This window comes from Bradyrhizobium sp. Ce-3 (assembly GCF_022835695.1).
Taxonomy (GTDB): domain Bacteria; phylum Pseudomonadota; class Alphaproteobacteria; order Rhizobiales; family Xanthobacteraceae; genus Bradyrhizobium.
Map to the genome: position 1 here is coordinate 224,287 of NZ_BQUV01000004.1, position 25,693 is coordinate 249,979.

General features: G+C 66.4%; 24 protein-coding genes. 8 read left to right on the top strand and 16 right to left on the bottom strand.

The features are described from left to right. The first annotated feature begins 139 nt into the window (after window positions 1–139). The 3 genes from BRSPCE3_RS15685 to BRSPCE3_RS15695 are packed head-to-tail and all read left to right on the top strand — an operon-like array spanning window position 140 to window position 2,690. On the top strand, window positions 140–805 hold the full coding sequence (locus BRSPCE3_RS15685) for a chloramphenicol acetyltransferase (RefSeq protein WP_244066749.1): 666 nt from the start codon (window positions 140–142) through the stop codon (window positions 803–805). Next, window positions 802–1,974, top strand: a complete 1,173-nt coding sequence (locus BRSPCE3_RS15690; RefSeq protein ID WP_244066750.1) for an alpha-D-ribose 1-methylphosphonate 5-triphosphate diphosphatase — start codon at window positions 802–804, stop codon at window positions 1,972–1,974. Before BRSPCE3_RS15685 ends, BRSPCE3_RS15690 begins: the two co-directional genes overlap by 4 nt. A gap of 20 nt (window positions 1,975–1,994) precedes the next feature. Beyond that, window positions 1,995–2,690 (top strand): DUF1045 domain-containing protein, encoded by a 696-nt coding sequence (locus tag BRSPCE3_RS15695; RefSeq protein ID WP_244066751.1) that lies wholly within the window; start codon window positions 1,995–1,997, stop codon window positions 2,688–2,690. A gap of 162 nt (window positions 2,691–2,852) precedes the next feature. Here the strand turns inward: BRSPCE3_RS15695 and BRSPCE3_RS15700 are convergent, their stop codons facing one another. After that, entirely contained in the window at window positions 2,853–3,797 is a 945-nt protein-coding gene (locus tag BRSPCE3_RS15700; protein WP_244066752.1) for a LysR substrate-binding domain-containing protein, read from the bottom strand. A 172-nt stretch (window positions 3,798–3,969) separates the two neighbouring features. Here BRSPCE3_RS15700 and BRSPCE3_RS15705 point away from each other — a divergent pair, with 172 nt between their 5' ends. Together BRSPCE3_RS15705 and BRSPCE3_RS15710 are read left to right on the top strand one after the other, a co-directional pair. Next, window positions 3,970–5,100 (top strand): aromatic ring-hydroxylating dioxygenase subunit alpha, encoded by a 1,131-nt coding sequence (locus tag BRSPCE3_RS15705; protein ID WP_244066753.1) that lies wholly within the window; start codon window positions 3,970–3,972, stop codon window positions 5,098–5,100. A 32-nt stretch (window positions 5,101–5,132) separates the two neighbouring features. Continuing rightward, a complete protein-coding gene (locus tag BRSPCE3_RS15710) occupies window positions 5,133–5,921 on the top strand; it encodes a crotonase/enoyl-CoA hydratase family protein (RefSeq protein ID WP_244066754.1) in 789 nt (262 codons plus the stop codon). Window positions 5,922–5,940: 19 nt separating this feature from the next. Here BRSPCE3_RS15710 and hemC read toward each other — a convergent pair whose 3' ends face one another. The 15 genes from hemC to BRSPCE3_RS15785 all read right to left on the bottom strand — a co-directional run bounded on the left by hemC (window position 5,941) and on the right by BRSPCE3_RS15785 (window position 22,317). Next, the gene (gene hemC, locus BRSPCE3_RS15715; RefSeq protein ID WP_375709918.1) at window positions 5,941–6,912 is read right to left on the bottom strand and encodes a hydroxymethylbilane synthase; all 972 of its coding nucleotides are present in this window, start codon (window positions 6,910–6,912) and stop codon (window positions 5,941–5,943) included. A gap of 102 nt (window positions 6,913–7,014) precedes the next feature. Then, on the bottom strand, window positions 7,015–7,635 hold the full coding sequence (gene pncA / locus BRSPCE3_RS15720; protein ID WP_244067254.1) for a bifunctional nicotinamidase/pyrazinamidase: 621 nt from the start codon (window positions 7,633–7,635) through the stop codon (window positions 7,015–7,017). Further along, entirely contained in the window at window positions 7,635–8,453 is an 819-nt protein-coding gene (locus tag BRSPCE3_RS15725; protein ID WP_244066755.1) for an aspartate dehydrogenase, read from the bottom strand. Before BRSPCE3_RS15725 ends, pncA begins: the two co-directional genes overlap by 1 nt. Then, entirely contained in the window at window positions 8,453–9,874 is a 1,422-nt protein-coding gene (locus BRSPCE3_RS15730; protein ID WP_244066756.1) for a M20/M25/M40 family metallo-hydrolase, read from the bottom strand. Before BRSPCE3_RS15730 ends, BRSPCE3_RS15725 begins: the two co-directional genes overlap by 1 nt. 143 nt (window positions 9,875–10,017) lie before the next feature. After that, window positions 10,018–10,506 (bottom strand): Rid family hydrolase, encoded by a 489-nt coding sequence (locus BRSPCE3_RS15735; protein ID WP_244066757.1) that lies wholly within the window; start codon window positions 10,504–10,506, stop codon window positions 10,018–10,020. Window positions 10,507–10,525: 19 nt separating this feature from the next. Further along, on the bottom strand, window positions 10,526–10,933 hold the full coding sequence (locus BRSPCE3_RS15740; protein ID WP_244066758.1) for a cytochrome c: 408 nt from the start codon (window positions 10,931–10,933) through the stop codon (window positions 10,526–10,528). Continuing rightward, the gene (locus tag BRSPCE3_RS15745; RefSeq protein WP_244066759.1) at window positions 10,933–12,525 is read right to left on the bottom strand and encodes an NAD(P)/FAD-dependent oxidoreductase; all 1,593 of its coding nucleotides are present in this window, start codon (window positions 12,523–12,525) and stop codon (window positions 10,933–10,935) included. The genes BRSPCE3_RS15740 and BRSPCE3_RS15745 overlap by 1 nt, the downstream gene beginning before the upstream one ends. A 124-nt stretch (window positions 12,526–12,649) precedes the next feature. Next, window positions 12,650–13,402: a hypothetical protein gene (locus tag BRSPCE3_RS15750; RefSeq protein ID WP_244066760.1), complete on the bottom strand. Its 753-nt coding sequence runs from the start codon at window positions 13,400–13,402 to the stop codon at window positions 12,650–12,652. Window positions 13,403–13,923: 521 nt separating this feature from the next. Continuing rightward, entirely contained in the window at window positions 13,924–15,144 is a 1,221-nt protein-coding gene (locus BRSPCE3_RS15755) for an ABC transporter substrate-binding protein (RefSeq protein WP_244066761.1), read from the bottom strand. Window positions 15,145–15,368: 224 nt separating this feature from the next. Beyond that, on the bottom strand, window positions 15,369–16,799 hold the full coding sequence (locus BRSPCE3_RS15760) for an amidase family protein (protein ID WP_244066762.1): 1,431 nt from the start codon (window positions 16,797–16,799) through the stop codon (window positions 15,369–15,371). A gap of 38 nt (window positions 16,800–16,837) precedes the next feature. Beyond that, window positions 16,838–18,256 carry an amidase family protein gene (locus tag BRSPCE3_RS15765; RefSeq protein ID WP_244066763.1) on the bottom strand — a complete coding sequence of 473 codons (1,419 nt, stop codon included), beginning with the start codon at window positions 18,254–18,256 and terminating at the stop codon, window positions 16,838–16,840. Between the two features lie 43 nt (window positions 18,257–18,299). After that, on the bottom strand, window positions 18,300–19,094 hold the full coding sequence (locus BRSPCE3_RS15770) for a FadR/GntR family transcriptional regulator (protein ID WP_244066764.1): 795 nt from the start codon (window positions 19,092–19,094) through the stop codon (window positions 18,300–18,302). Between the two features lie 72 nt (window positions 19,095–19,166). Further along, window positions 19,167–19,712 (bottom strand): hypothetical protein, encoded by a 546-nt coding sequence (locus tag BRSPCE3_RS15775; RefSeq protein WP_244066765.1) that lies wholly within the window; start codon window positions 19,710–19,712, stop codon window positions 19,167–19,169. A gap of 294 nt (window positions 19,713–20,006) precedes the next feature. Continuing rightward, on the bottom strand, window positions 20,007–21,128 hold the full coding sequence (locus tag BRSPCE3_RS15780) for an amino acid ABC transporter permease (RefSeq protein ID WP_244066766.1): 1,122 nt from the start codon (window positions 21,126–21,128) through the stop codon (window positions 20,007–20,009). Window position 21,129: 1 nt separating this feature from the next. Next, on the bottom strand, window positions 21,130–22,317 hold the full coding sequence (locus tag BRSPCE3_RS15785; RefSeq protein ID WP_375709916.1) for an amino acid ABC transporter permease: 1,188 nt from the start codon (window positions 22,315–22,317) through the stop codon (window positions 21,130–21,132). Between the two features lie 108 nt (window positions 22,318–22,425). Between BRSPCE3_RS15785 and BRSPCE3_RS15790 the strand changes: the two genes are divergently transcribed. Genes BRSPCE3_RS15790 through BRSPCE3_RS15800 form a run of 3 tightly spaced genes read left to right on the top strand, consistent with a single transcriptional unit; the run spans window position 22,426 to window position 25,679 of the window. Then, window positions 22,426–23,301, top strand: coding sequence for a MurR/RpiR family transcriptional regulator (locus BRSPCE3_RS15790; RefSeq protein WP_244066767.1), 876 nt, complete (start codon window positions 22,426–22,428; stop codon window positions 23,299–23,301). A gap of 5 nt (window positions 23,302–23,306) precedes the next feature. Next, on the top strand, window positions 23,307–24,656 hold the full coding sequence (locus BRSPCE3_RS15795) for an aspartate aminotransferase family protein (RefSeq protein ID WP_244066768.1): 1,350 nt from the start codon (window positions 23,307–23,309) through the stop codon (window positions 24,654–24,656). Window positions 24,657–24,668: 12 nt separating this feature from the next. Then, window positions 24,669–25,679 (top strand): amino acid ABC transporter substrate-binding protein, encoded by a 1,011-nt coding sequence (locus BRSPCE3_RS15800; protein ID WP_244066769.1) that lies wholly within the window; start codon window positions 24,669–24,671, stop codon window positions 25,677–25,679. Window positions 25,680–25,693: the final 14 nt, after the last annotated feature.

Consider the following 25,693-nt stretch of genomic DNA (forward strand, 5'->3'; position numbering starts at 1 on the left):
CGGTGCGGCGATCGTCCACACCCCTGCCTTGTCGTTCCCTTGCCGTCATTGCGACGTCATGATGTTGTCATCAAGCGTCCCGATGACGAGCGCGCATTCCCCGGAAGGCCAAGATTCTCGAAGATTTGCGGAGGCCCCAATGGCCGGAAAAACACTCTCGGTTGTGCCGACCGTCGATCCGACTGCGTCGGTGCGCGAGAGCAAACTCGGCAAATATACCGAGGTCGGCGCGCGCACGATCCTGCTTGAAGTCAGCATGGATGACTATTCCTACGTCGTGAACGACAGCCAGATCACCTACACCTCGATCGGCAAGTTCTGCTCGATCGCGGCGATGACCCGCATCAATCCCGGCAACCACCCGATGCATCGCGCGACCCAGGCGCATTTCACCTACCGCGCCAGCGCCTATTTTCCCGGCGAGAGCGACGACACCGACTTCTTCAACTGGCGACGTGCGCATCACGTGCATATCGGCCATGACGTCTGGATCGGTCATGGTGCGATCCTGTTACCGGGCCGGAACGTCGGAACCGGCGCGGTCGTCGCCGCCGGCGCGATCGTGACCAAGGATGTGCCGGCCTATACCATCGTCGCCGGCAATCCGGCGCGTCCAGTCAAGCGGCGCTTCTCCGAGACGACAGCCGATCGCCTCGCCGCGCTCGCGTGGTGGGACTGGGATCACGAAACACTTCGCCGTGTCCTGCCCGACTTCCGCAAGCTCGCGGTCGAGGAATTCCTCGACAAGTATGAGGCCGAGGCCGTATCCCAATCACAAGACAAACAACGGAGCGCCGCATCGTGACGGACATTTTCATCGAAGGCGGACGCACGCTGGTTGACGGCGCACTGGTCGAGACCTCGCTGCGGACCGCAGGCCGCGACATCGCCGCGCTCGACGCCGAGCAGGGTCGCGCCGCGCTCCACATCGATGCGGCCGGCCTGCTGGTGCTGCCCGGCATCATCGATCTGCATGGCGATGCCTTCGAGCGGCAGATGATGCCGCGCCCGAGCGTCGACTTCCCGACCGACGTGGCTCTGCTCGACAGCGACCGGCAGGCGATCGCCAACGGCATCACCACCGTATTCCATGGCACCACCTGGTCGTGGGAGCCGGGCCTGCGCAGTGCCGAGAATGCGTGCAAGCTGCTCGATGCGATCGAGGCGTTGCGGCCGCAGCTCGCCGCCGATACCCGCTTCCATCTCCGCCACGAGACCCACAATCTCGAGGCCGAGGCCGAGATCATTCAATGGCTCACCGAAGGCCGCATCGACCTGTTCGCCTTCAACGACCACAGCAACGTCAAGCCGAAGAAGCGCAACCAGCTCGCCGAACGCACCGGGCTCTCGATCGAAGCGGTCAACGACATGCTCGACCGGATCGTCGCGCGCCGTCCCGAGGTGCCGGCCTCGATCGCGCGACTGGCCGCCGCCGCGCGCGCGGCTGATATCCGCATGCTCTCGCATGACGACAACAGCCCGGCGATGCGTCAGGAGTTTCGTGCGCTCGGCGCCACGATCGCCGAATTCCCCGTCAATGAGGAGACCGCGCGCGATGCCGCTGCCGCGGGCGATTTCATCGTGTTCGGCGCGCCCAATGTGGTGCGCGGCGGCAGCCACACCGGCTGGACCAAGGCATCCGACATGATCGCGCAGGGCCTCTGCTCGGTGCTGGCCTCGGACTATTATTATCCGGCACAGCTGCTTGCGGCGTTCCGCCTGGCCGGCGACGGCATCCTGCCGCTTGCCAAGGCCTGGGACCTGATCTCGATGGCGCCGGCCCGCGCGGCCGGGCTCGCCGACCGCGGCGTGCTCGCCGCGGGCCATCGCGCCGATATCATCATCGTCGATGACAATGTGCCGCTGCGGCCGCGCATCGTCGCCGTGATCGCGGCGGGGCGGCTGGTGCATCTGGCGGATGCGAGCTGCCTCGTTCATTCGCTCGCGCCGCGCAAGACGGTTGCGGCAGCATAGTCAGGCCCTATTCTGCTGCCATGGCCAACACTCCCCGCTACGCGATCTACTACGCGCCGTCGCCCGACAGCGCCCTGCACCGCTTCGGCTCGACGCTGCTCGGCTACGATGCGGTGTCGGGCGACGACCTGCCGTTTCCCGCCGGCGTCACGCCCGACTGGCGCAAGGTGACGGAAGATCCACGCAAATACGGTTTTCACGCCACGCTGAAGGCGCCGACCGCGCTCGCCGAAGGCAAGAGCGAGTCAGAGCTCCTGGATGCCTGCGCCGCCTTCGCCGGCCGCGCCCGGCGCATTCCCGTGATCGCACCTGTAGTCGATGCGATCAGCGGCTTCATCGCCGTGATCCCGGCCGGCCGCTCGGATGATCTGCAACAGCTCGCCTCCGACTGCGTCACCGGGTTCGACGCGTTCCGCGCGCCGCTGACGCCGGAAGATCGCGCACGGCGCAAACCCGATCGGCTCACGGAGCGGCAGCGCGACTATCTCGACCGCTGGGGCTATCCTTACGTCATGGAGGAATTCCGCTTCCACATGACGCTGACCGGGCGGTTGAGCGACGAGCGGCGCGGTCCGATCGTGGCGCGGCTGCGCGAGCGGTTCGCGGCGATCGAGCTTGCGCGGCTGGCGATCGACCGCATCGCGCTGTTCAAGCAGGCCGACGGCGCATCCCGCTTCCGCATCATCGGCAGCTGGCCGTTGCTCGACGACCAATAACGACGCCTCCCTCCTCCTGAGAGAATGTGGCGCTCTGCGCCACCGTCATTGCGAGGAGCGATAGCGACGAAGCAACCCATGGTTCCGCGTGTGCGGTGCGATGGATTGCTTCGCCCCGCTCGCAATGACGGGCACCATGAAGGGCTCGTGACACGAGCACCGCTAATCCGAGAGCTCGGCCAGCAGCCACTTCTTGAAGGTCTGCAGCGCGCGATTGCGCTGCGCGCCGGGCGGATGAACCAGCCAATAGCTGCCGGTCACGTGTCCGACCGGCAGGAGCCTGCGGACCGTGCTGCGCCGTTCGCTTTCGGCGATGAAGGGTTCGAGCGCGAGCGCGACGCCGGCGCCGCGTTCGGCAGCCTGCAGCGCGGCCACAAAGCTGTCGACCGAGATCGCGCGCGTCGCCGGCGGCACAGGCTCGCCGGCGTGCTTGAACCAGAGCGGCCAGGCCGCGGGAAATGTCGTCACGTGGATCAGCGCGGCGCGGCCGAGGTCGGCGGCGGTGCGTAGCTTCAACCGCCGGGCCAGCGCCGGCGCACCGACCGGAACGGTCCTCACCTCCATCAGGCGATGCGCGACGACGCCCTCGGGCTTGTCGGGCCCGAAGCTGATGCCGGCGTCAAATGTCTCGGTGTCGAAATCGACATTGCGGTTCGACGTCTCGATCGCAAGATCGAGCTCGGAATGCCGGGTGAGGAACGAGGACAGCCGCGGGATCAGCCAGGCCGACGCGAACTGCGGCAGCACCTTGAGCCGCAGCCGGCGCTGGCCGGCCGCCTCGACGGCCGACTCCGCCTGTGCCAGCAGCCCGAACGCGCGACCGGTCGCGGCGGCCAGCTTCTCCCCGGCAGGCGTCGGCCGAACGATGCGATGTGCGCGCTGGAACAGCGCGACGCCGAGATGGACTTCGAGATTGCGGATGCGATGGCTGATCGCGGAGGCGCTGACGTTGAGCACGCCCGCGGCCTCCTTGAAGCTGCCGAGCCTGACCGCGACATCGAACGCCTGCAGCGCCAGCAGATGCGTAGGCCGGAGGCTCGCAGCCGCAAGATCGTCCCTCGTTTGGGGCCGTGACCGACGCGCCGGCCTTGGGTTGTTCCTGCTCATCGGCTGATCCTAGCGGCCGGCCGCCGTCGATGTCGCGCGAAAAAATAGGTTCGGATGAATGTCATTCATCCGAACTCGGCTAGTTTCACTTGTCGCGCGAGGCGCAATGCGAAATCCTGCCGCTCGAACCGGACCGGCGGCAAGCCCGGCCGACAGAGCGGGAGGACGGCGAATGACGGCACGGCTCGCGGACGAAGCATCCATCGTCGATCGTATCCTCAGGCATATCGACGCCAAATCGACCGATCTCAGCGACGGCATCTGGCACGAGCCGGTCGCGCATTATCTGTCGCAGGATCGCTTCGCGGCCGAGATCGACCGCGTGTTCCGCCGGACGCTGACGCCGTTCTGCCCGTCGGCCGCGCTCGCCGAGATCGGCGCCTATGTCGCGCGCGACGCGGCGCTGACGCCTGTGGTCGCGATCCGCGGCGCGGACGGCGTCGTCCGCGCCTTCCGCAACGCCTGCCGGCACCGCGGCGTGCAGTTGGTCGACGGCGCCGGCTGCAAGAAGGCGTTGACCTGCCGCTATCACGGCTGGACCTACGGCCTCGACGGCCGGCTCCGCGGCATCCCGGACGACTATGGTTTTCCCGGCCTCGACAAGGGCACGCACGGCCTCGTGCCGGTCACCTGCATCGAGCGCGACGGCCTGGTGTTCGTCTCCCAGGACAACGCCGCCGCGGCGTCGGATGCCGGCGACATGCCGACATTGTTCGGTGACGGCTGGACGCTCTACGCGACCGTCTCGCAGGAAGTCGAGGCCAACTGGAAGATCGTCGCCGAAGGCTTCCTCGAAGGCTACCACATCCGGTCGACGCATCAGGATACGTTCTATCCGCTGCAGTACGACAATCTCAACGTGATCGAATCGTTCGGCCGCAACAGCCGGATCAGCTTCCCCTTTCGGCGGATCGAGAAGCTGCGCAACATGCCGCCGGGCGAGCGCGGGACGGCCGGCATGCTGACGCATGTCTATCACTTGTTTCCGAACGTGATGCTCTCGACCTTCCCGACCAACCGGCTGATGACCGTGCTCGAGCCGCTGGCGGTGGACCGCACCCGGCTCGTCACCTACACGCTGTCGAACCAGATCGCAGCGGAAGACGGCCGCGCCGCGGTCGCCCAGGGACGCGACTTCGTCACTGCAGGCGCGGCCGAGGATCGCGAGATGGCCTGCGCCGCGCAGCGCGGGCTCGCAACCCGGGCGAACGATCACTTCACCTTCGGCCTGTTCGAAGGCGCGATCAGGCATTTTCACCAGAACCTGGCTGCGATCATCGAGAGCCGCACAAGCGCACGCTGATCCATTCCAACATGGGATATCGAGGAGCGAGCATGCTGGACCATCCGACCGTCAAGTACCGAACCGAACAGGCCGTCGCGATCGTGACGATCGATCGCTATGACGAGGCGCGCAACGCGGTCAATCCGGAGACCGCACGGGGGCTGGCACAGGCGTTTCGCAGCTTCGATCGCGATCCGGCGTTGTCGGTAGCGATCCTGACCGGCGCGGGCGGCGCGTTCTGCGCCGGCTTCGACCTGAAGAACACCGCGGCCGGGCATCGCGGCCACCGCGTCGAGAACGGTGACGGGCCGATGGGCCCGACCCGGATGAAGCTGTCGAAGCCGGTGATCGCCGCGGTCGAGGGGCCGGCCGTAGCGGGCGGGCTCGAGCTTGCGATCTGGTGTGATCTCCGGGTCGCAGCAACCGACGCCACCTTCGGCGTCTATTGCCGGCGCTTCGGCGTGCCGCTGATGGATCTCGGCACCGTGCGTCTGCCGCGGCTGATCGGGCACAGCCGCGCGATGGACATGATCCTCACCGGCCGCGGCGTCTCCGGCGAGGAGGCCGGACGGATCGGGCTTGCCAACCGCGTGGTCGCGCCCGGCAGGGCACTCGCTGAGGCACGCAGCCTCGCCAGCGATCTGTGTCGCCTGCCGCAGGCAGCGTTGCGCAGCGACCGGCTCTCCGCGATCGAGCAATGGGAACTCGGCTGGGAGCAGGCGACGCTCAACGAGTTTCGCCTCGGGCTTGCGACGGTGGCGAGCGGTGAAACCGAAGCCGGCGCGCGCCGCTTCGCAGCGGGCAAGGGCCGGCACGGCGATTTCGCCGACATCGCCTGAAGTACCGTACGCGGCGGCGCTACTCGTCCACCCTCGTGCGGGCGATGATCTCGGCGGCGCCCTTCTCCAGCAGCGCCATGCCGACGGCGCGGCCGAGCTCGCGCGGCCGGTCCGCCGGTCCGCGCCGTGTCACCTCGATGAATCCCGCCCCGGCCTCGTCGAGCACCGAGGCACGCAGCGTCAGCTCGGCCCCCGCGAGCGTGGCGTGGCCGGCGATCGGCGAATTGCAGTGACCGTTGAGCACCCACAGCACCTCGCGCTCGGCCTCGGCGGCCAGCCGCGACGGCGCGTTGTCGATTTGAGCCAGCCGGGCCCGGGTCGCCCAGTCGGTCTCGACGCATTCCACCGCGACGATGCCCTGCCCGACCGCGGGCAGCATTTCGTCGACGGAGAAATCATGCGCGATGCGCGCGGTCATGCCGATGCGCTCGAGGCCGGAGCGCGCCATCACCAGCGCATCGGCCGGCCCGACCTCGCCGCCACCGGGCAGCCGCTGCTTGTCGCCGCGATCGAGTTTTGCAACCCGCGTGTCGGCGGCGCCGCGATAATGGATCACGGTCGCTTCCGGAAACAGCCGGTGCAGATAGGCGGCGCGGCGCACCGCATTGGTGCCGATCATGAAGCCCTTGCCGCGCGCGGCGCGCAGCGTCTCCAGCGACAGGCCGGGCCGCAGCACGAGGCTGTCATTGGCGGCATCGCGCGCCAGCATCGCGGCGAGGACGAGACCCGGCGTCTCCTCATTGCCCGGTACGTCCTTCAGCGAATGCATCGCAGCCTGCAGCGTACCGGCGCGCATGGCTTCGCGGATCTCGGCGACGAAGGCGCCGCCCTTGCCGCCGTGACGCAGCAGCTTGCTGGTCTGGTCCTGGTCGCCGCGGGTCTCGAACTTGACGATGTCGACGGCCAGGTCCGGCGCCGAGGCGCGCAGCAGCCGCGCGACCTCGTCCGTCTGCGCCAGCGCCATCGCGCTCTTGCGCGTCCCTATCCGCAAAACCTGTCCCGACACGAAAGCTCCGCTGGGTGATCATCAACGGCTGGGGATTAGAACAAAAGGCCAGTCAAAACAACGGTTTTTGCCCCTGTCCGGGGCCGCTCAGGCGATCTCCTCGACGAGCGCCACGCCGGCCTCGCGCATCGCGGCGGTGGCTGCCGCAAGCGAACCGCCGAGATCGATGGCCCGGCAGCCGGACAGCGCGACGGTGGTCTCGAAGCCGAGCCGCCGCGCATCGAGCGCCGAATACTGCACGCAGAAATCGGTCGCGAGCCCGGCCATCACGACGCGCTTCAGGCCGCGCTCGCGCAGATAGCCGGCGAGCCCGGTCGGCGTGGTCCGGTCGTTCTCGAAGAACGCCGAATAGGAATCGATCGCGCCGCGGAACCCCTTGCGGATCACGAGTTCGGCCCGGTCGGTCGCGAGCTCGGGGTGAAACGCGGCGCCGGCGGTGCCCTGGATGCAGTGATCCGGCCACAGCGTCTGTGCCCCATAGGACATGGTGATCTGGGAGAACGGCGCTGCGCCGGAATGCGAGGTGGCAAACGAGCTGTGGCCCGCCGGGTGCCAGTCCTGGGTCAGCACGACATGGTCGAACCGCGCGGCGAGCCGGTTGACGACCGGCACGACGGCATCGCCATCAGCCACCGCCAGCGCGCCGCCGGGGCAGAAATCGTTCTGCACGTCGATGATCAGCAACAGATCGTCGGGCCCGATCTTCATCACGTCCCGATCCGCAACGATGCGCGCAGCTTGCGCAGGCAGGCGATCACCGACAGTGCGGTGATGCGGCCGGTCTTCGGGTTCTCCGAGGGGATGTTCTCGATCATCATCGAGAACCGCGCCGAATCGGAATCGACCTCGATGCGGTGGGTGTTGCGCGTCACGGTCGGATCGGCCCAGATCTCGACCCTTGTGCGATCGGGGCCGATGCCGGCGAGCGACAGCGCCACCGCGACGTTGAGATTGGCCGGAAAGCCTTTTGCCGCGTCACGCGCGCTGCCCTCGAAGACGCGCAGCGGCTCGGTGATGCCATCGATCCTTATGTCGTTCTCGACCAGATGCGGTGCGCCGAGCAGGCCCGCGACCGGCTTCCGCGTCACGAGCCTGGCCGAATGAATGGTCCCGACGGCCGCCGCGGTCACCGCATCGAGCCCGATCAGCGCGCCGGTCGGCACGATGATCTGGCCGCCATGCGCTTTGGCAAGATCGACCAGGTCCTCGTTCTGCAACAGCGCGCCGACGCTGAGCACGATCGCGGTCTTGCCGCGCTCGACAACCGGCGCCACGATCGAGCGCACCACCTTGCTTGGCGCGCACTCGACCACGATGTCGGCGACGTCGGCGAGCTCGTCGATCGGCACCAGTCTCGGCGCCGACTTCAGCTCCGCGACCCAGCCGCGGTGCTTGTCCGGGCTGTTCGCCGACACCGCGACCAAGGTCAGGCCCTCGATGCCCTGATCGAGCGCCTTGACGATTTCGGTGCCGATCGCGCCGAGGCCTGCGACCGCAACCCGCGTCTTTGTCCTGCCGTCAGCCATCATTTACCGCCAGCGAGCATCTTGACCAGGCGATAGAGATATTCCTCGCCTTCGTAGAACGACTTGACCAGCACGCGCTCGTCCTTGCCGTGGTTCCTATTGTCATCGACATCGGCGCCGAGCCCGGAATGGCCATAGGTCGGGATCCCGGCATTGCGCAGATAGCTGCCGTCGGTGGCGCCGGTGCTCATCACGGGGACGATCGCCGCATCCGGCCAGAATTCCTTCGACAGCTTCTCGATCGATCCCATGATCTCCTCGTTCAGCGGCGACGGCGGGCTCAGCACGGCCTTGCCGGTCGGGGTCACCTCGATCTGCTTGTCGGCGAGCACACGCTCGATCGCGGCCTGGACGCCGTCGACCGGCTCGCCGGGCAGGATCCGGCAATTCACCTTGGCGCTCGCGAGCTGCGGCAGCGCATTGATGGCGTGGCCGCCCTCCAGCATGGTCGCGACGCAGGTGGTGCGGAGCTGCGCGTTGTAGCCGGGCTTGTCCGACAGCCGTGCCAGCGCCGCCGGATCGGGCTGCGGTGCAAGGATGGCCCTGATGTCGTCGGCGTTCTCCTTGCTTTCAGTCTCGGCGGTCTTGGTGAAATAGATCCGGGTGGTCTCGTTGAGGTTCATCGGGAAGTCGTATTTGGACAGCCGCACCAGGCCTTCGGCAAGGCGATAGATCGCGTTGTCCTTGCGCGGCAGCGACGAGTGGCCGCCGCGATCCTTCACCGTGAGCTGGTAGCCGACCGACACCTTCTCGCTGGTCTGCACGCTGTTGCGGATCGCCTTGCCGTTCTTCAGGCCGACGCCGCCGCCTTCGTTCAGCGCGAACTCGGCATCGATCAGGTCGCGGTGGTTCTTGATCAGCCACTGCATGCCGAGAGCGTTGGCATCGAGGATCTCCTCGTCGGTCTCGAGGGCTACGATGATGTCGCGGTCGGGCTTGTAGCCCTCCTTCTTGTAGCGGATCAGATTGGTGATGAAGGCCGACGCCATGTATTTGTCGTCGCTGGAGCCGCGGCCGTAGAAATAGCCGTCCTGCTCGGTGAGCTTGAATGGATCGACCGTCCAGTCCTCGCGGTTGGCGGGCACGACGTCGATATGGGCGACCAGCAGGATCGGCTTGCGCGCGCCCGAGCCGTGCAGCCGTGCCACCAGATTGCCCTTGTGTGGCGCCGGCGAGAACACATGCACGTCGGCCTCGGGGAAGCCCGCGGCGCGGAGCCGCGCGCCCATCGCCTCGGCCGCCTTCTGGGTATCGCCGGTCGCGGTGGTGGTGTTGATCTCGACCAGTTCCTGGTAGATGCCGCGGGCAAACTGCTGCTGCTCGGTCAGCCCCTGCGCGGTCGCGCCGGTCGCGAGCAGCAGCGGAGCGACCGCCGCCGCGAGCCGCAGCGATCGAACCAAATCTCCAGCGTCGTGCGACATCGTGCTCTCCCAGAATTCCACCGCCTGATCGGAGATGGATTCAGACAGGCGACACGCGCTTTGGCAAGACGGCGAGCCCTTCAATTTGCGCGCGCATGCTCCGCAGTTTCGAGCACGCTATTTGGAGTCCTTATTTCGCGTCCTTATTTCGTATCCTTGGCCGCGATCACCTCGATCTCGACCAGAAAGCCGGGATTGGCGAGCGCTGCGACGCCGACCACCGAGCGCGCCGGCAGGTTCGGCTGGCTGCCGCCGAAGAACTGGGTGTAGCCCTCCATGAACGCCTTGAAGTCCATCGGCGCCGACGCGGTGTGCACCAGAAACACCTGCATCTTGACCACGTCGCCCATGCCGAGCCCCTGGCCCTCCAGTATGGCCTTGATGCGGTTGAGCACGCCGACGGTCTGGGTCTTGGTGTCGCCATAGGCCTGCGGGCTCGACGGATCGGCGTCCTTGTTGACGGCGGGCGGCACCTGGCCGCTGACATAGACCGTCGTGGTGTTGCCGGTGACGGTGACGGCTTGCGCGATCGGGAATGTCGAGTTGGGAATCGGATGCCTGACCACGTCCGCGACGGCCGCGGTCGCCATCGCCGACAGCGCGGCGCCCAATACGATAGCGGTGAATTTCATCAAACTCTCCCCGGAATGATTAGCGGCGGGCGTCCTGGACATCCTTGGTCGTCACCGCGTCCTGATAATTGTTGCCGAAGTGCGTCCGCAGATAATTCACAACCGCGGCGACCTGACCATCGGTCATCATGTCGCCGAATGCCGGCATGCCGCGGCGGCCGTTGACGACGAGGAAGATCGGATAGCCGCCGGATTCGAGATTCTTGTTGCCGGCGAGCGACGGATAGGTGCCGGCGCCGCTCGCACCGGTCGCATCCGGCATGTGGCAACCCTGGCAGACATTGCCGAACAGCTCCTCGCCGGTCATCTCCACGAAACGGTAGCCCGAGGAGAAGGTGCGCTTGGCCGCCCCGCTGTCCTGCCCAAGAGCCGCGGGCGCCGACAGCAGCGCCAGCGCGGCGATCACAGATGTGCCGGTCCGCATCATCACGTCTTCACCACGCGTTCGTGCAATCGGGTAATGGCGTCGAGCGCGGACAGGATCGCGCCCTCCTGCCAGGCCGGCAGCTGCGAGGCGTGCTCGCCCGCCAGCGCGATCCGGCCGTCGATCTGGCAGAGATTGCGGTAATGCTGCGCCCGCCCGGCCTCGGTCCATTCGCCGGCGCAGCCGAGCGTGAACGGCACGCGATGCCACGCCACCGCGACGCCGTTCTCGAACTCGCTCTTGTATTGCGGATGGATCGCGGCGCCGAACTCGACCGCGCTGGCGACCCGCTCGGCCGGCGTCATCGCGGTGAACTCGAAGGAATTGGCGCCCTCATACAGATAGGCGCCGAGCAGCACGCCGCGGCCGCCGCGGTTGAAGCCATAGTTCGGATAGCCGATATTGCGGATCGGCAGGTCGGTGTAGCTGATGCCGCCATAGATCGCGTCATCCTCCTCCCAGAACCGCCGCTTGAATTGCAGCCCGACCTTCACCGAGGCGGCGTAGGGCAAGGAATCGATCGCATTCTTCATCGGCCCGCTGACGTCGACGGGCAGCTGGCTCAGGATCGGCAGCGGGATCGTGCAGATGCACCAGTCGGCGGTGGCCTGCTGCACCGCGGAGGGACTGGCGGTGTCGACATAGCTCACGGTGACGCCGGAGCCATTCTGCTGGATCTGCGTGACCTTGGCGTTATAGCGGATCAGGTCGCCGACCTCGCGCGCGAACGCCTTGCCGATCATGTCCATGCCGCCGACCGGCTGGAACATCGTGGTCTGGAAATCATAGCGTGCATAGCTCTGCAAATAGCGCCACATCCGCGACCGCAGCAGTTCCTGCAGCGGCACCGGGTCGCTGGGCAGCGGATCAGGCATCAAGCCGCCGCCGGGATCGCGGGCATAGCCGCGGAACTCGGCGGAGCGAAGATTGGCATTGTACTTGTAGTCGCGATCCAGCGCGCCCCAGTCGCGCAGCGCCAGCAGCAGGATCTCCTGGTCTTCCTTGGTGACGAACTCGTCGAGCCGGCCCTGCTGGCTGACTTTGGCGAGCAATTCCGCTACGCCGCCCTGGAAATCCGCCTTGATGCTGCGAAAGCGCTGCGGCTTGCCCTCGAATGCGCGCGTCGCGTGCAGATAGGCGTTGTGGTTGAGCTGGATGAAGGGTTCCAGCGTCACGTTGAGCCGGCGACAGTAATCGAGCAGCGCGCGGTGATGATAGGGAATCCGCCACGGACCGGGATTGAGATAGAGTCCCTGCTCGAACTGGCAGGTCTGCTTGAAGCCGCCGAGTTCGGTGAAGCTGTCGCCGCCGCGGATCGTCCAGTTGCGGCCACCAGGGCGATTGTTGAATTCGAGGATCTGGACCTTGTAGCCGGCCTTGCGCAGTTCCAGCGCCGCCGTCATGCCGGCAAGCCCGGCACCGAGAATCAGCACCGAGGCGCCCTTCACGTCGCCCGCGAGCTTGAGCGGTCCCTTGTAGGCGGACTCCGATGCGAAGCCGAGGCTCGTCATCGCATGATACATCGCCGAACTGCCGGCGATGGTCCCGATCAGCGCCAGCAAATCCCGCCGCCTGATCACAGATTCGTTCTGCACCCGCGTTCACCCAGCCGCTGACGTCGATGACGGAGGGAAACGGTTGACGCGATCCGTGTCAAGAAAGGCCGCACGCTTCCACATGCACCCACACGCGCTTTTGATGCGTGACGCGACCGTTGCATCACACCACGCGTTCGCGGTGCACGCGCCGGCAGTCCATTTCGAAATCAAGTCCGACCACCGGCGGCCGGTCGAAATGCCAGGTCAAGCCGTTGCGCAGCACGCCGCGACGACCGAATTCGCTGTCGAGCACCGGGTAGGCGTCGTGCACCGTGTAGAGTTGCACCGCGGTGGTGTCTCGCCAGGAACCACCGAACGCGCTCATCCGGCGCTCCATCTCGCCAAGCACGAATTTGGCCTTCGCCAGGAGGCCGGCCGGGCTGGTGTCGCCGAGGGCTACGGTATGATCGCGATAATTGGCCTTGCCCTCGACCGACTCGCCGCTGCCGGCCACGACGAAGCTCGCCGGCGCATCCTTCGCAGCCGGCACCGTGTAGCAGAAGGCGTGGAAGCTCGGCTCAGCCGGCGGATCGAATTTCGGACAGACATTGCTGCGCGCCACCGGATTGACACCATCGCGCATCACGCCCCAGGCGATCAGCGTCTGGATGTAAATCTCGTTGAAGGCCCTAAAGCCCTCCTCGGTAAACGGCGCCGGCGAGCGCAACTCGCAGGCCGCGAACGCGGTCAGCGGGCGGCCGGCCGCTTTGATGATGTCCGCAATCCCAGCAAAACCGGCGCTCAAGGGTACCGGCTCGCTGAACCTGACCCGCTCGATGGCATAGCCGGGCAGCGCACCAATGCCACAGGAATACTGACTGACGCCGGGCATGAAGCGGTAGCCGCCGTCTTGAGCCTCGATGGTGCTGGTCATGGTGCCTCGTGATGGATGCTGGATGCGGTCGTCGCAATGATGGTTCGCGATGGAGGATATGCGCGATTAGTGATGCCAAGCAACGCGGTGTCATCACCCGCGAAAGCGGGTGATCCAGTATTCCAGAGGCAGTGATTGTTGAGCCGAGAGGCCGCGGCGTACTGGATCGCCCGGTCCATGTGCGCAATTGCGCACAGGCCGGGCGATGACAGTGCGGCTGCCATAGGGACGACACCGAATGCTTTGCCCGTCGAGCAACTCGATGGCACGCGCGCATGAGGGACGTACCGGCGACCGGGTTCCTTCCCCCCCTTGCGGGGGAGGGTTAGGGAGAGGGGTGCCACACGACGTGCGCTCTCCGAATTCGTCACAGCGACAGGCGAATAATTTTGCAAGAACGAAACGCTCGCCCGACCAGTTCGCCCGGGGCCGCCCCTCTCCCCACCCTCTCCCGCAAGGGGAGAGGGAGCCTGACAGCGTGCTTACCTCACGGCATTCCCGGACATGCGCCTCGGATCGCTTCAATGCCCCTTGGCAACATAGGGGCAGCCACCTTCATCGAGCGGACGGAAGGCCTGGTCGCCCGGCACCGTCGCGAGGTATTCGTAGAGATCCCATTTGCTCTTGGACTCTTCCGGCTTCTTGATGCGCATCAGATACATGTCGTGCACCATGCGGCCATCCTCGCGCACCAGGCCGTTCTGGGCGAAGAAGTCATTGACCGGGGTCTTGCGCATCTGTGCGATCACGGTCTCGGAATCGACCGAGTTGGTTGCGGCGACCGCCTTGAAATAGTGCCGCAGCGCCGAGTTGACGCCGGCCTGGTAGGCGGTCGGCATCGCGCCATGCCGCTTGAAGAACTCCTGGGCGAAGGCGCGGGTCTCGGGCGTGCGATCCCAATAGAAGGAATCGGTGAACAGCAGGTCGTGCGCATGCGCCAGCCCAAGCGCCGGCACGTCGGTGAGCGTCACCTGCAGCGCGACGAGCTGCATGCTGGCGCGGATGTTGAACTCGTCGGCCTGCGACACCGCGTTGCGGAAGTCGGAGCCGGCATTGGCGAGCGCCAGGATTTTTGCGCCGGAGGACTGCGCCTGCAGCAGGAAGGACGAGAAATCGGCGGTGTCGAACGGATGCCGGACCGCGCCCAGCACCTTGCCGCCGGCCGATGTCACGGCCTTGCTGGCGTCGCGCTCCAGCGCCTGGCCGAACGCATAGTCGGCGGTGAGGAAAAACCACGGCGTGCCGCCGCGCGCGACCACCGCCTTCGCCGTCGCGTTCGAGGAGGCATAGGTATCGTAGGTCCACTGCACGCTGGTCGGCGAGCATTGCTTGCCGGTGAGATCGGACGAACCGGAGCCCGAGATCAGGAACAGCTTCTTGCGTTCGCGCGTCACGGTCTGGATCGCCAGCGCCACCGCTGAGTTGACGCCTTCGGCGATCACGTCGACGCCCTTGTTGTCGATCCAGTTGCGCACGATGCCGGTTGCGACGTCAGGCTTGTTCTGATGATCGGCCGAGATGATCTCGATCTTGCGTCCGGCGACCGTGCCGCCGATCTCCTCCGCGGCCATCTGCGCCGCGATCACCGAGCCCGGGCCGTTGCCGTCGGAATATTGCCCGCTCATGTCGGTGATGATGCCGACCCGCAGGACGCCATCCTCCGCGCGAGCTGCGCCGGCCGCAAAGGAGAGACACACGGCGGCAATTGCGACCAGGAGATGCGAGCGCTTGGTAATTGACATTTCTTTCCTTGGGGGTTTGGACGTTTCCGATGATTTCCTGAAGCAATCGGCGATCACCGGCAACCCCGGCGCCGGCATGGCGCCCTGCGATTCCGAACCAAAATTCCGGGAGGAGGAACGCGGCCGGTGCGACGACACACGGGGACGCCGATCATGCGAACGCCGCGACGAGAATTCGCCGCGGCGTCATACGATGTCCAATACGAGATGGCGTCGAGACCGCCTCAGCGCCGCTCCCACAATTGCCTGACCAGAATGCCCACCTTGCGCTCGATCGCCTCGGCGGCATCGAGACACATGTCCTCGCGATAGCGCGAGCCGACGATCTGGACACCGACCGGCAAGCCCTCATGCAACCCGACCGGCACCACGGCCGCCGGAAGCCCCAGCACATTCATCGACGAGATGAAGCGTAGATCGTTCCAGAACAAATCCTTCACGCGCTGGTCGCCACCGAGATCGGCATTGACCTCCGGCGTCTTGCGCACCGAGGTCGGCATCAGCACCAGAGGATACTGTTCGAGGAACGTCATCCAGTTCCTGATGTGGCGCGAGCGCTCGGCGATCGCCTTCATGTAGCCGGCCTGATCCAGCTGATTGGCCAGCGCCATGAAGCCATGGAACGTCTTCTGGAAGTCGGCGCTGGAGGTCGCCAGCATCTGGTCCTGCAGCAGGATGCGGGTCTCGGTCATGATCAGGTCGCACCAGAGCTGCCAGACCTTGTTGAGATCGGGCACCTCGACCTCGTTGACGGCATAGCCGGCATCGGCCAGATGATCCGCCGCCTTGCGCTGGAGCGCGATCACGCCGCGATCGGCCGTCATGTCCTCGGGGATCTTTGCGAGCGCGACCTTGACCGGCGCGGCAGGCTTCGGCCCCTGCAACGGCGCCGGCACATACCAGGGATCGCGCGGATCGCGCTGCGCCATCACCTCGAGGCCGAGGCGCACGTCAGCGACGTGGCGCGCCAGCGGTCCCTGCGACGACATGAACTGCGCCATCAGCGGCCGCTCCGCCGTGGCGCTGGGATTGAACGCGGGAATCCGGCCCTGGGTCGGCTTGATGGTGGCGATGCCGTTGCAATGCGCCGGCCAGCGCAGCGAGCCGCCGATGTCGTTGCCATGCGCGATGGTGCCGATGCCGGCCGCGATCGACGCGCCGGCGCCGCCGGAAGATCCGCCGCAGGTCACCTCGGCATTCCAGGGATTGCGCGTCAAGCCGTGCAGCGGGTTGTCAGTGAAGCCGCGCAGCGAGAATTCCGGCGTGTTGGTCAGGCCGATGATGACAGCGCCGGCCTTCTTCAGATTGGCCGTCACCGGCGAGTCGCCCGGCGCGATATTGTCCTTGAACGCGACCACGCCGTTGGAATTGGCCTGGCCCTCGACGTCGATGTTGATCTTGATCGTGACCGGCACGCCGTGCAGCGGCCCAACCTCACCGCCCTTCCCCTTGCTCGCCGCCAGCGCTGCATCGGCGGCCTTGGCGGCGTGCATCGCCGATGCGCCGAGATCGACGACGACGGCGTTGAGCGCCGGGTTGGCCGCCTTCATGCGGTCGAGATGGGCGCGAACCACCTGCTCCGAGCTCACTTCGCTTTTCTTGATCGCCGCTGCCGTCTCGACGGCGGACCATTGCCAGATCGGTGCATTCGTCACGTTGTTCTCCCGGTTATGTTGAGCGCTTTGTTGTTGGTTCAGTCGCGCGGGTCGATCGGCGTCAGCGTCGCGGCGCGCGCCTCGATCACCTCGGCGACGGCGAGACAGACGTCCTCGCGGAAGCGGCCGGCGATCACCTGCACGCCGACCGGCACGCCACCGGCGGTCCCGGTCGGCACCACGACCGACGGAAAGCCGAGCGCGGGCACCGCGAGCAGCGGCCGCTGCGCGTCGAGCAGCGCACGCACCACATCAGCGTCTTCCTGATCCTGATCGAAGCGGAACGGCAGTTGCGCCGAAACCGGCAGGATGATGACCGGGCAGCGCTCCTGGAACAGCTGCCAGGCCCGCACGATCGAAAGCCGCTGCTCGAAGCAGGCCAGCACCTGATCGCCGTCGAGCTCGGGCGCATACGCAATATGGCAGTCCAGATTGTAGCGGCTCCGATCGTCGCCGAACTTGCGGATCATCGGCGCCAGCACGCGCCGCTCCTCGTTGATGACGAGGCGATGCCAGAGATCGGCAGCCTCGGCGAGCCGCGGTGGTGTGGTCTCCTCCACGGCAAAGCCGGCCTCAGCGAGCCAGCGTCCGGCGGCACGCACCGCCGCGCTGACTTCCGGCGCCTCGTCGCCGAACGGCGCAGGCGCAATGGCAACGCCGACCGGACGCTTGAGCGGCCCGCCTTGCAAGGGCACCGGCAGCCACGTGCCGTCACGCGCATCCGGCTGCGCCATGGCAGCGAGACCGGCGCGCAGATCGGCGACCGAGCGCGCGAGCGGCCCCTGCACCGACATCATTTGCGCCGTGATCGGACGATCGGTCGTTGCCGACGGATTGAAGGAGGGAATTCGTCCCGGCGTCGGACGCAGGCCGGCGACGCCGCAGGCATAGGCCGGATAGCGGATCGAGCCGCCGAAATCATTGCCGTGTGCGATCGCGCCCATTCCGGAAGCGACCGCCGATGCGGCGCCGCCGCTGGAGCCGCCCGGCGTCAGCCGCCGGCCCCACGGATTATAGGTCGCGCCGTGCAGGTCGTTGTTGGTGAACCAGCGGTGCGAGAACGCCGGCGTGTTGGTGCGCCCGACAATCACCGCGCCCGCCTTGCGAAAATTCGCGACCACCGGGCTGTCCTCGGTGGCGATGACGTCGCGGAAGGCGACGACGCCGTTGGTGGTGGCTTGGCCGCGCTGGTCGACATTGACCTTGATCGTGACCGGCACGCCGTGCAGCGCGCCAAGCTCCGCACCTGATTTCACCGCAGCGTCCGCGCTATCTGCCGCAGCCAGCGCTTCGTCGGCGAGGACAGCGACGATGGCGTTCAATGCCGGATTGACCTCGGCGATACGGTCGAGGCTGGACCGCACGGCTTCCCGGCTCGAAATCGCGCGCGTCGCGATCGCCCGCGCCAGATCGACGGCCGACCAGCTCCACAACTCATTCTCGCGCCGCGTGACCATTGTTGTTTCCTCCAACGCGTATGCAACAGCCGGCCGATGCGGTTCAGTCGAGCCGCAACGGCTGGTGAAAGACGGGCAGATCCATGCGCCGGTCCTCCGCGGGGACGACCACCGCTTCGGCGCTCAGCACATGGTCGAGCATCACGCGCTTTGCGCGCGCCGCGTTGCCGGAGCGGAACGCGGCCATCAGACGCTTGTGAAACTCGATGTTCTCGCAGGTGAAGCTGGACGCGAATTCCTGCACGCCGAGCTTGCCGATCAGATGGCGGATCGCCTCGTTGACGAAGCGGGCGACCAGGCCGAGCAGCGGATTGGGACAGGCCTCGATCAGGATGTCGTGGAAATCGATCTCGGCGTGGCGGTGGTGCTCCCAGTCCGCGTCGCCGCCGGGATGATGCTCCTGAACCGCGATCGCCTTGTCGAGCGCCGCGAAATGCTCAGGCGTGAGGTGGCCGACCACGCTGAAGGCGAGCTCCGGCTCGATCAGGCGGCGGATCTGGTAGATCTGCGCGGTCGAGATCGACTGGAAATAGAAGTAGTTGCTGAGCAGGCCGACGATCCGGTTGATCGATACCGGCGCCACCCGCGCGCCCCCGCCGGGACCCGTGGTGTTCTGCACCAGCCCCTGCACCTCCAATGATTTGAGCGCCTCGCGGATGGTCGAGCGGCTGCACCCGAACATCTCGATCAGCTCGCCCTCCTGCGGCAACCGGTCGTTCGGCCGCAACCCGGCCTGGAAGATGTGGCTGCGGATCAGGTCGGCGACCGCATCCGAGCGCTTGCGCTTGATCGAGGCGCGCCGGGAGGGGTCCAGGGACGGAAGAGCCGATTTATCCATTTTATGATCATAAATAGACCGGGACAGCTCTGCAAGCCTCCGGTGGCCCCAACCGGTCGGTTTTAAGGCTCGCTACTGGTTGGCCGTGACGCGCATCCGGCGACAGAACCCGTCAATGAACTGCGCGAGCGCTTCGAGATTGGCTAGCAGACCTTCGGCCAGTTCGCGATCAACCGATCCGGGGGCAAACGACGACGCCAGATACCGTTGACGATCGGCCCAAGCCCGGCAGGTTGCCGCCTTGCTTTCGGCAAACGCAACTTGCTCGCTTCGGCGGCCGCGGCTGCTGTCTTGCTCAAGCAACCGCTCGCTGGGCATCGATCTCATGTCGGCTGGAACGTGCGGGCGCTTGAGCGGATCGAGGTGGCGATCAAGGTTTGCGCGCGCGATGGACTCGTTGACGTACGTGCCTCCCGCCAGCCGCAGTCCGGATCGGCGAGGCGCGGCTTCAACGCTCACGAACCGCTCGATCTCTGCCAGGAGTTGACGAAGCTCGTCAGCCGAAAACGCCTGCAAGACATCGTGGACCTGGCTTCCGGTGCTCTCCGGATGGACGGCGTTGTCTTCGGCCATTGGCGTACAGCAAAAATCAGAAATAAAGCCCTGTCGGGCGCGCATCATGCGTTCATATCAACAAAGCAGCGGCAGCTATGGCGGTCGGGCTCAATCCAAACAGGACAATGCCCAGACGAACAATGATTTCTGTCATCGCGCACACTCGCGAACCAATGACTCAAGATAAATTAAAGGTGGAGCTGCGCCAAGTGCACTCTGTGCCAGCCGCGCTCTGCGCCAATCACCGGCCAAGTCTTGGTTGCCACATCCTTAAGGCCAGAACAGGCCGTTGCAAAAATCAAAGCAGGCGGCTGCGGATGCATGTGAGTGAAGCAAGCGACGGAGAATCCGGATCGCTCAGCCTTGCGTGCGCTGCGCCTCGAGGCTGCGGCTATAGCGCGACATCGCAAAGCAGAACACGAAGTAGATCACGCCGACGAAGACGTAGACCTCGACGCTGAAGGACTGCCAGGCCGGATCGACGATCGCGGTCTTGGCGGTCGTCAAGAGGTCGAAGATGCCGATGATCAACACCAGGCTGGTGTCCTTGAAGAAGGCGATGAAGGTGTTGACCAGCGGCGGGATGACGTGGCGGATCGCCTGCGGCAGCACGATCAGCGCGTGCTTCTCCCAGTATGACAGCCCGAGCGCATCGGCGGCCTCATACTGTCCGCGCGGCACCGCCTGCAGGCCGCCGCGCACGACTTCGGCGAGGTAGGCGCCGGCATAGAGGATGAAGGCGATCTGCGCGCGCAACAGTTTATCGATGTTGACACCGTCGGGCATGAACAACGGGAACATCACGCTCGCCATGAACAACAGGCTGATCAGCGGCACGCCGCGGATCAGTTCGACATAGAGCACGCAGAGCGATCGGATCGCCGGCAGCTTCGAGCGGCGGCCAAGCGCAACGAGAATGCCGAGCGGAAAGCCAAACGCGAGCCCGAAGGTCGCCAGGATCAAGGTCACCGGCAGCCCGCCCCAACGATCCTGGGTGACAAAGGACAGGCCAAGAAAGCCGCCCCACATCAGGCAGCCGATCACGATCAGCGCCGCGGCCCATAGCAGGAACAACTCCTTGCGCCAGAAGCTGCGGCGGCTCGACACCACGAACAGCGCGATGAAGATCAGAACCGCGAGCGCCGGCCGCCACTGCTCGTCGAACGGATAGGTGCCGAACAGGATGAAGCGGTACTTCTCGGGCACGACCGCCCAGCAGGCGCCGATGCCGCGCAGCGCGCGGCAGGCGCTGCTGTCATTGCCGGAGACGATCCAGATCGCGTTGGCGATGCCCCATTGCCAGAACGCGATGCAGGCCTTGCCGAGCAGGACCAGCATCAGCAAGGTCATGATGCCGGACGGGATCGACGCAAACAAATTGGCACGCACCCAGGCGGTGAAATGGCCGCCGAGCGCCCGTGGTGCGGGCCGCGGGCCGATCGGCAACGGATCTTGCGGCAGGTGGGCGACCGAGCTCATGTCAGCGCTCCACCAGCGCGATCCGCGCATTGTACCAGTTCATGAACAGGCTGATGCCGAGGCTGATGGTGAGGAACACCATCATGATCAGCGCGATCGACTCGATCGCCTGCCCGGTCTGGTTCAGCGTGGTGTTGGCGATCGAGACGATGTCCTGGTAGCCGACCGCGACCGCGAGCGAGGAATTCTTGGTCAGGTTCAGATACTGGCTGGTCATCGGCGGGATGATGACCCGCAGCGCCTGCGGCAGCACGATGTGCTGCAGTACGAAGCCGCGCTTCAGGCCGAGCGCCTTGGCTGCTTCCGATTGCCCGCGCGGCACCGCCTGGATGCCGCTGCGCACGATCTCGGCGATGAACGCCGAGGTATAGGTGACGAGCGCGATCAGCAGCGCGAAATATTCCGGCGCCAGCGTCAGGCCGCCGACGAAGTTGAAGCCGCGCAGCTCCGGCAGCATGATGCTCCAGCTCGCGCCCAAGAGGAACGACACCAGCACCGGCAGCGCGACGACGAGGCCGAGCGCGTAAGGCCAGGCCGGCCGCGTTTTGCCGTCGCGCATCTGCTGCGCGATCAGGCGGCGCCTGACGAAAGTGAAGACGATCGCGCCGGCAACCAGCGCAAGGATGGTCCACCAGTTCGCCTCGTGCAGCGGCACCGACGGCAGGATCAGACCGCGATTGGACAGATAGACGCCCTCGACCGGCTTGAACGCCTGGCGCGCCGCCGGCAGGCCTTGCATCAGCACGTACCAGAACAGCAGCTGCAGCAAGAGCGGCAGGTCGCGCAGCACCTCGACATAGACGGCGGCGAGCCGCGCCAGCAGCCAGTTCGACGACAGCCGCGCGATGCCGACCAGCGTGCCGATCACGGTCGCCAGCACGATGCCGATCACGGCGACGCGCAGCGTATTGACGATGCCGACGATGAAGGCGCGGAGATAAGTGTCCTTCGGCGTGTAGTCGATCCAGCTGTCGGCGATCGGCATGCCGGCTTCACGGCCGAGGAAGGCGAAGCCGGTCGAGATGCGCCGCACCGAGAGATTATGCAGCGCGTTCGACCACAGGAAGGCGACGACGGCGACCGCGATGCCGACCACCAGGACCTGCCAGAACAGGCCGGCGACGCGGGGGTCGCTGAGCGAAAGCCGCCAGGGACGAGACGGAGGGCGTTTCGGCGTCGATGTCGTCACAGCACAAGGATCCCGGTGAGAAGCGATCTTCTGCCATGCGCAAGCGCGTATTCGGGGCTGCGCACTTCATATGTTGCACCAAATTGATATTCGTGCAACATATGTTTCATGGCCCAGGCTCAGCCGAAACCATCGCCCCTCAACGAATTGTGCAGCGCATTGCCGTCGCTGCCAATGCGGTTGCAGGAGGTCGGTCGGTTTGTCGCAGCCAATGATTACGACGCCACCACCCGCTCGATGCGCGAGCTCGCCGCGGTCGCCGGCGCCGATCCTGCCTCCTTCACCCGTCTTGCCAAGGCGCTCGGCTATTCCGGCTGGGACGAATTGCGCGCCGCACTCACCGAGGCGCGCCGGCCGGCGCAAGGCTCGCCGTTCTCCGGCCGCGCCAAGAGCCGCCGCGCCGGGCCGAATGCCGACGTCAAGCTGGTGCACGACAAGCTGGAAGCCGAAGCCGCGGGGCTCGCGCGGATTTCCGCGAGTGCGATCGCCGACGCCGCGCGTGCGCTGCACGCTGCAAACCGGATCTGGATCACGGGCTTTCGCAGCTGCCGCAGCGTCGCGGAACTGCTGACCTACCAGCTGCGGCTGTTCCGTCCCGACGCGGTGCAGCTGGTCGGCGGTTCCGGCCCGTTCGATCTCGACCACGGCGCCTTCCGTGCCGACGACGCCGTGGTCGTGATCGGCTTTGCGCCCTACACCCTCGTCAGCGTCGAGACCGCGCGCGCGGCGCACCAGGCGCGCGCCACGCTGATCGCGATCGCCGACACGATCAGCGCGCCGATGGCCGAGGGCGCCGATCACCTCTTGCTGTTCGAGGCCGCCGCCTCGCCCGGCTTCTTCCCGAGCCTCACCGGCGCGATTGCCGTGGCGCAGTCGCTCGCCGCCGTCGCCTTCACGCTGGGCGGCGCGGGCGCCAAGCGCAAGCTGGAGGAGACCGAGGGCCGGCTTGCCGAGATGTCGCAATATTTTGCCGAGAAAGGATAAGTATCATGGCCGCCAACAAGAGCCGCGTGATGCATCGCAGCCTGCGCGAAACCCCGCCCAAGGCCATCGGCGGGGACGGCGTCTGGCTGATCGCGGAGGATGGCCACCGCATTCTCGATTCCTCCGGCGGCGCCGCGGTGTCGTGCCTCGGCCATCAGCATCCGCGCATCCTGGCCGCGATCGCCAGGCAGGCCTCGAAGATCGCCTATGCGCATACCGGATTCTTCTCGTCGGAGCCGGCGGAAGAGCTCGCCGAGCGGCTGGTCGGCCACGAGCCCGGCGGGCTCGGCTATGTCTATTTCGTCAGCGGCGGCTCGGAGGCGATCGAGGCCTCGATCAAGCTGGCGCGGCAATATTTCATCGAGCGCGGCGAGCCGAAGCGCGCGCGCTTCATCGCCCGCCGCCAGAGCTATCACGGCAACACGCTGGGCGCGCTGTCGGCCGGCGGCAACGCCTGGCGCCGCGAGCCCTACGCGCCGCTGTTGTCGCCGTCGTTCAGCCACGTCACCCCCGCTTTTGCCTATCACGAGAAGCGCGACGATGAATCGGAGGCGGCGTTCGTGGCCCGCCTCGCCGCCGAGCTGGAAGCCGAATTCCAGCGGCTCGGCCCCGACACCGTTGCGGCCTTCATCGCCGAGCCCGTGGTGGGCGCCACCGCCGGCTGCGTGCCGGCACCGGAAGGTTACTTCAAGGCGGTGCGCGAGATCTGCAGCCGCCACGGTGCGCTGCTGATCCTCGACGAGGTGATGTGCGGCATGGGCCGCACCGGCACGCTGCATGCGTGGGAGCAGGAAGGTATCTCGCCCGACATCCAGGCGATCGCCAAGGGGCTTGGTGGCGGCTATCAGCCGATCGGCGCGATGCTCGCGAGCGGTGCCATCGTCGACACCGTGCGCAACGGCTCCGGTGCGTTCCAGCACGGCCACACTTATCTGGCGCATCCGCTCGCCTGCGCCGCCGCGCTCGAAGTGCAGAAGACGATCGCCGAGGAGAGACTGCTCGACCAGGTCAAGGAACGCGGCCGGCAGCTCGAGCAGCGGCTGATCGAGCGCTTCGGCAATCACCGCCATGTCGGCGACATCAGGGGCCGCGGCCTGTTCTGGGGGATCGAGCTGGTCGCCGACCGCGGCACGCGGCAGCCGTTCGATCCCAAGCTGAAGCTGCACCAGCGCATCAAGTCGGCGGCGTTCGCCGGCGGCCTCGGCTGCTATCCGTCGGGCGGCACCGCCGACGGCCAGCGCGGCGATCATGTGCTGCTCGCCCCGCCCTATATCGCAACGTCCGGCGACATCGACATGATCGTCGAAAGGCTCGGCACGGCGGTCGACAGCGCATTGAAAGATGTTGGTCATTAGGAGGAGGAAGACATGCTGAGGGGTATCATCACTGCAACCGTTCTCGCTGCCGGCATCGCCGGCGCAAGCGCGGCGACGCTCGACACCGTCAAGCAGCGCGGCACGCTGGTGTGCGGCGTCTCGACCGGCTTCGCCGGCTTCTCGGCGCCGGACTCGCAGGGCAACTTTAAGGGCCTCGACGTCGACTATTGCCGCGCGCTCGCCGCCGGCATCCTCGGCGATCCCGCCAAGGTCCGCTACGTCGCGCTGACCGCGCAGAACCGCTTCACCGCGCTGCAGTCCGGCGAGATCGACGTGCTCTACCGCAACTCGACGCAGACCTATCTGCGCGGCACCACGCTCGGCCTGCGCCAGGGTCCGGTCAATTTCTACGACGGCCAGGGCTTTGTGGTGAAGAAGGACCTCGGCGTGAAGGAGCTGAAGGATCTCAAGGGCGCCACCGTCTGCGTCGCCCAGGGCACCACGCATGAGGTGACGCTCGGCGACTACGGCCGCGCCAACGGCATCGACTGGAAGCCGCTGGTGTTCGACCGCCCCGACACCATGTACCAGACCTTCTTCGGCGGCCGTTGCGATGCCATGACCCAGGACGCCTCCGCGCTTGCCGGCGCGGTCGCAACCGCGGCGCCGAAGGCCGACGATTATGTCGTGCTGCCGCAGACCATCAGCAAGGAGCCGCTCGGCCCGTTCACCCGCAACGGTGACGAGGTCTGGAGCGACATCATCACCTGGCTGCACTACGGCCTGGTCGAAGCCGAAGAGCTCGGCGTCACCCAGGCCAATGTCGACGAGATGGCGAAGTCGCAGGTCCCGGCGGTCCAGCGCCTGCTCGGCGCATCCGGCGATCTCGGCAGCCGGCTCGGCCTCGACAACAAATGGCTGGTCGGGGCGATCAAGGCCGGCGGCAATTACGGCGAGATCTTCGAGCGCAATGTCGGCAAGGCGAGCCCCCTGAAGCTCGAGCGCGGCCTCAACGCCACCTGGAGCAAGGGCGGCTTGATGTACGCGATCCCGTTCAAATAGTGCTCTTCGCCTCT

Coding starts and splice junctions, on each gene's coding strand:
- BRSPCE3_RS15700 (WP_244066752.1), bottom strand. CDS start 3,797: ATGAGCAGGAACAACCCAAGGCCGGCGCGTCGGTCACGGCCCCAAACG.
- BRSPCE3_RS15710 (WP_244066754.1), top strand. CDS start 5,133: ATGCTGGACCATCCGACCGTCAAGTACCGAACCGAACAGGCCGTCGCG.
- BRSPCE3_RS15780 (WP_244066766.1), bottom strand. CDS start 21,128: ATGAGCTCGGTCGCCCACCTGCCGCAAGATCCGTTGCCGATCGGCCCG.
- BRSPCE3_RS15730 (WP_244066756.1), bottom strand. CDS start 9,874: ATGTCGCACGACGCTGGAGATTTGGTTCGATCGCTGCGGCTCGCGGCG.
- BRSPCE3_RS15800 (WP_244066769.1), top strand. CDS start 24,669: ATGCTGAGGGGTATCATCACTGCAACCGTTCTCGCTGCCGGCATCGCC.
- BRSPCE3_RS15685 (WP_244066749.1), top strand. CDS start 140: ATGGCCGGAAAAACACTCTCGGTTGTGCCGACCGTCGATCCGACTGCG.
- BRSPCE3_RS15795 (WP_244066768.1), top strand. CDS start 23,307: ATGGCCGCCAACAAGAGCCGCGTGATGCATCGCAGCCTGCGCGAAACC.
- BRSPCE3_RS15750 (WP_244066760.1), bottom strand. CDS start 13,402: ATGACCAGCACCATCGAGGCTCAAGACGGCGGCTACCGCTTCATGCCC.
- BRSPCE3_RS15755 (WP_244066761.1), bottom strand. CDS start 15,144: ATGTCAATTACCAAGCGCTCGCATCTCCTGGTCGCAATTGCCGCCGTG.
- BRSPCE3_RS15725 (WP_244066755.1), bottom strand. CDS start 8,453: ATGGCTGACGGCAGGACAAAGACGCGGGTTGCGGTCGCAGGCCTCGGC.
- BRSPCE3_RS15765 (WP_244066763.1), bottom strand. CDS start 18,256: ATGGTCACGCGGCGCGAGAATGAGTTGTGGAGCTGGTCGGCCGTCGAT.
- BRSPCE3_RS15775 (WP_244066765.1), bottom strand. CDS start 19,712: ATGCGCGCCCGACAGGGCTTTATTTCTGATTTTTGCTGTACGCCAATG.
- BRSPCE3_RS15770 (WP_244066764.1), bottom strand. CDS start 19,094: ATGGATAAATCGGCTCTTCCGTCCCTGGACCCCTCCCGGCGCGCCTCG.
- BRSPCE3_RS15790 (WP_244066767.1), top strand. CDS start 22,426: ATGGCCCAGGCTCAGCCGAAACCATCGCCCCTCAACGAATTGTGCAGC.
- BRSPCE3_RS15735 (WP_244066757.1), bottom strand. CDS start 10,506: ATGAAATTCACCGCTATCGTATTGGGCGCCGCGCTGTCGGCGATGGCG.
- BRSPCE3_RS15705 (WP_244066753.1), top strand. CDS start 3,970: ATGACGGCACGGCTCGCGGACGAAGCATCCATCGTCGATCGTATCCTC.
- BRSPCE3_RS15740 (WP_244066758.1), bottom strand. CDS start 10,933: ATGATGCGGACCGGCACATCTGTGATCGCCGCGCTGGCGCTGCTGTCG.
- pncA (WP_244067254.1), bottom strand. CDS start 7,635: ATGAAGATCGGGCCCGACGATCTGTTGCTGATCATCGACGTGCAGAAC.
- BRSPCE3_RS15695 (WP_244066751.1), top strand. CDS start 1,995: ATGGCCAACACTCCCCGCTACGCGATCTACTACGCGCCGTCGCCCGAC.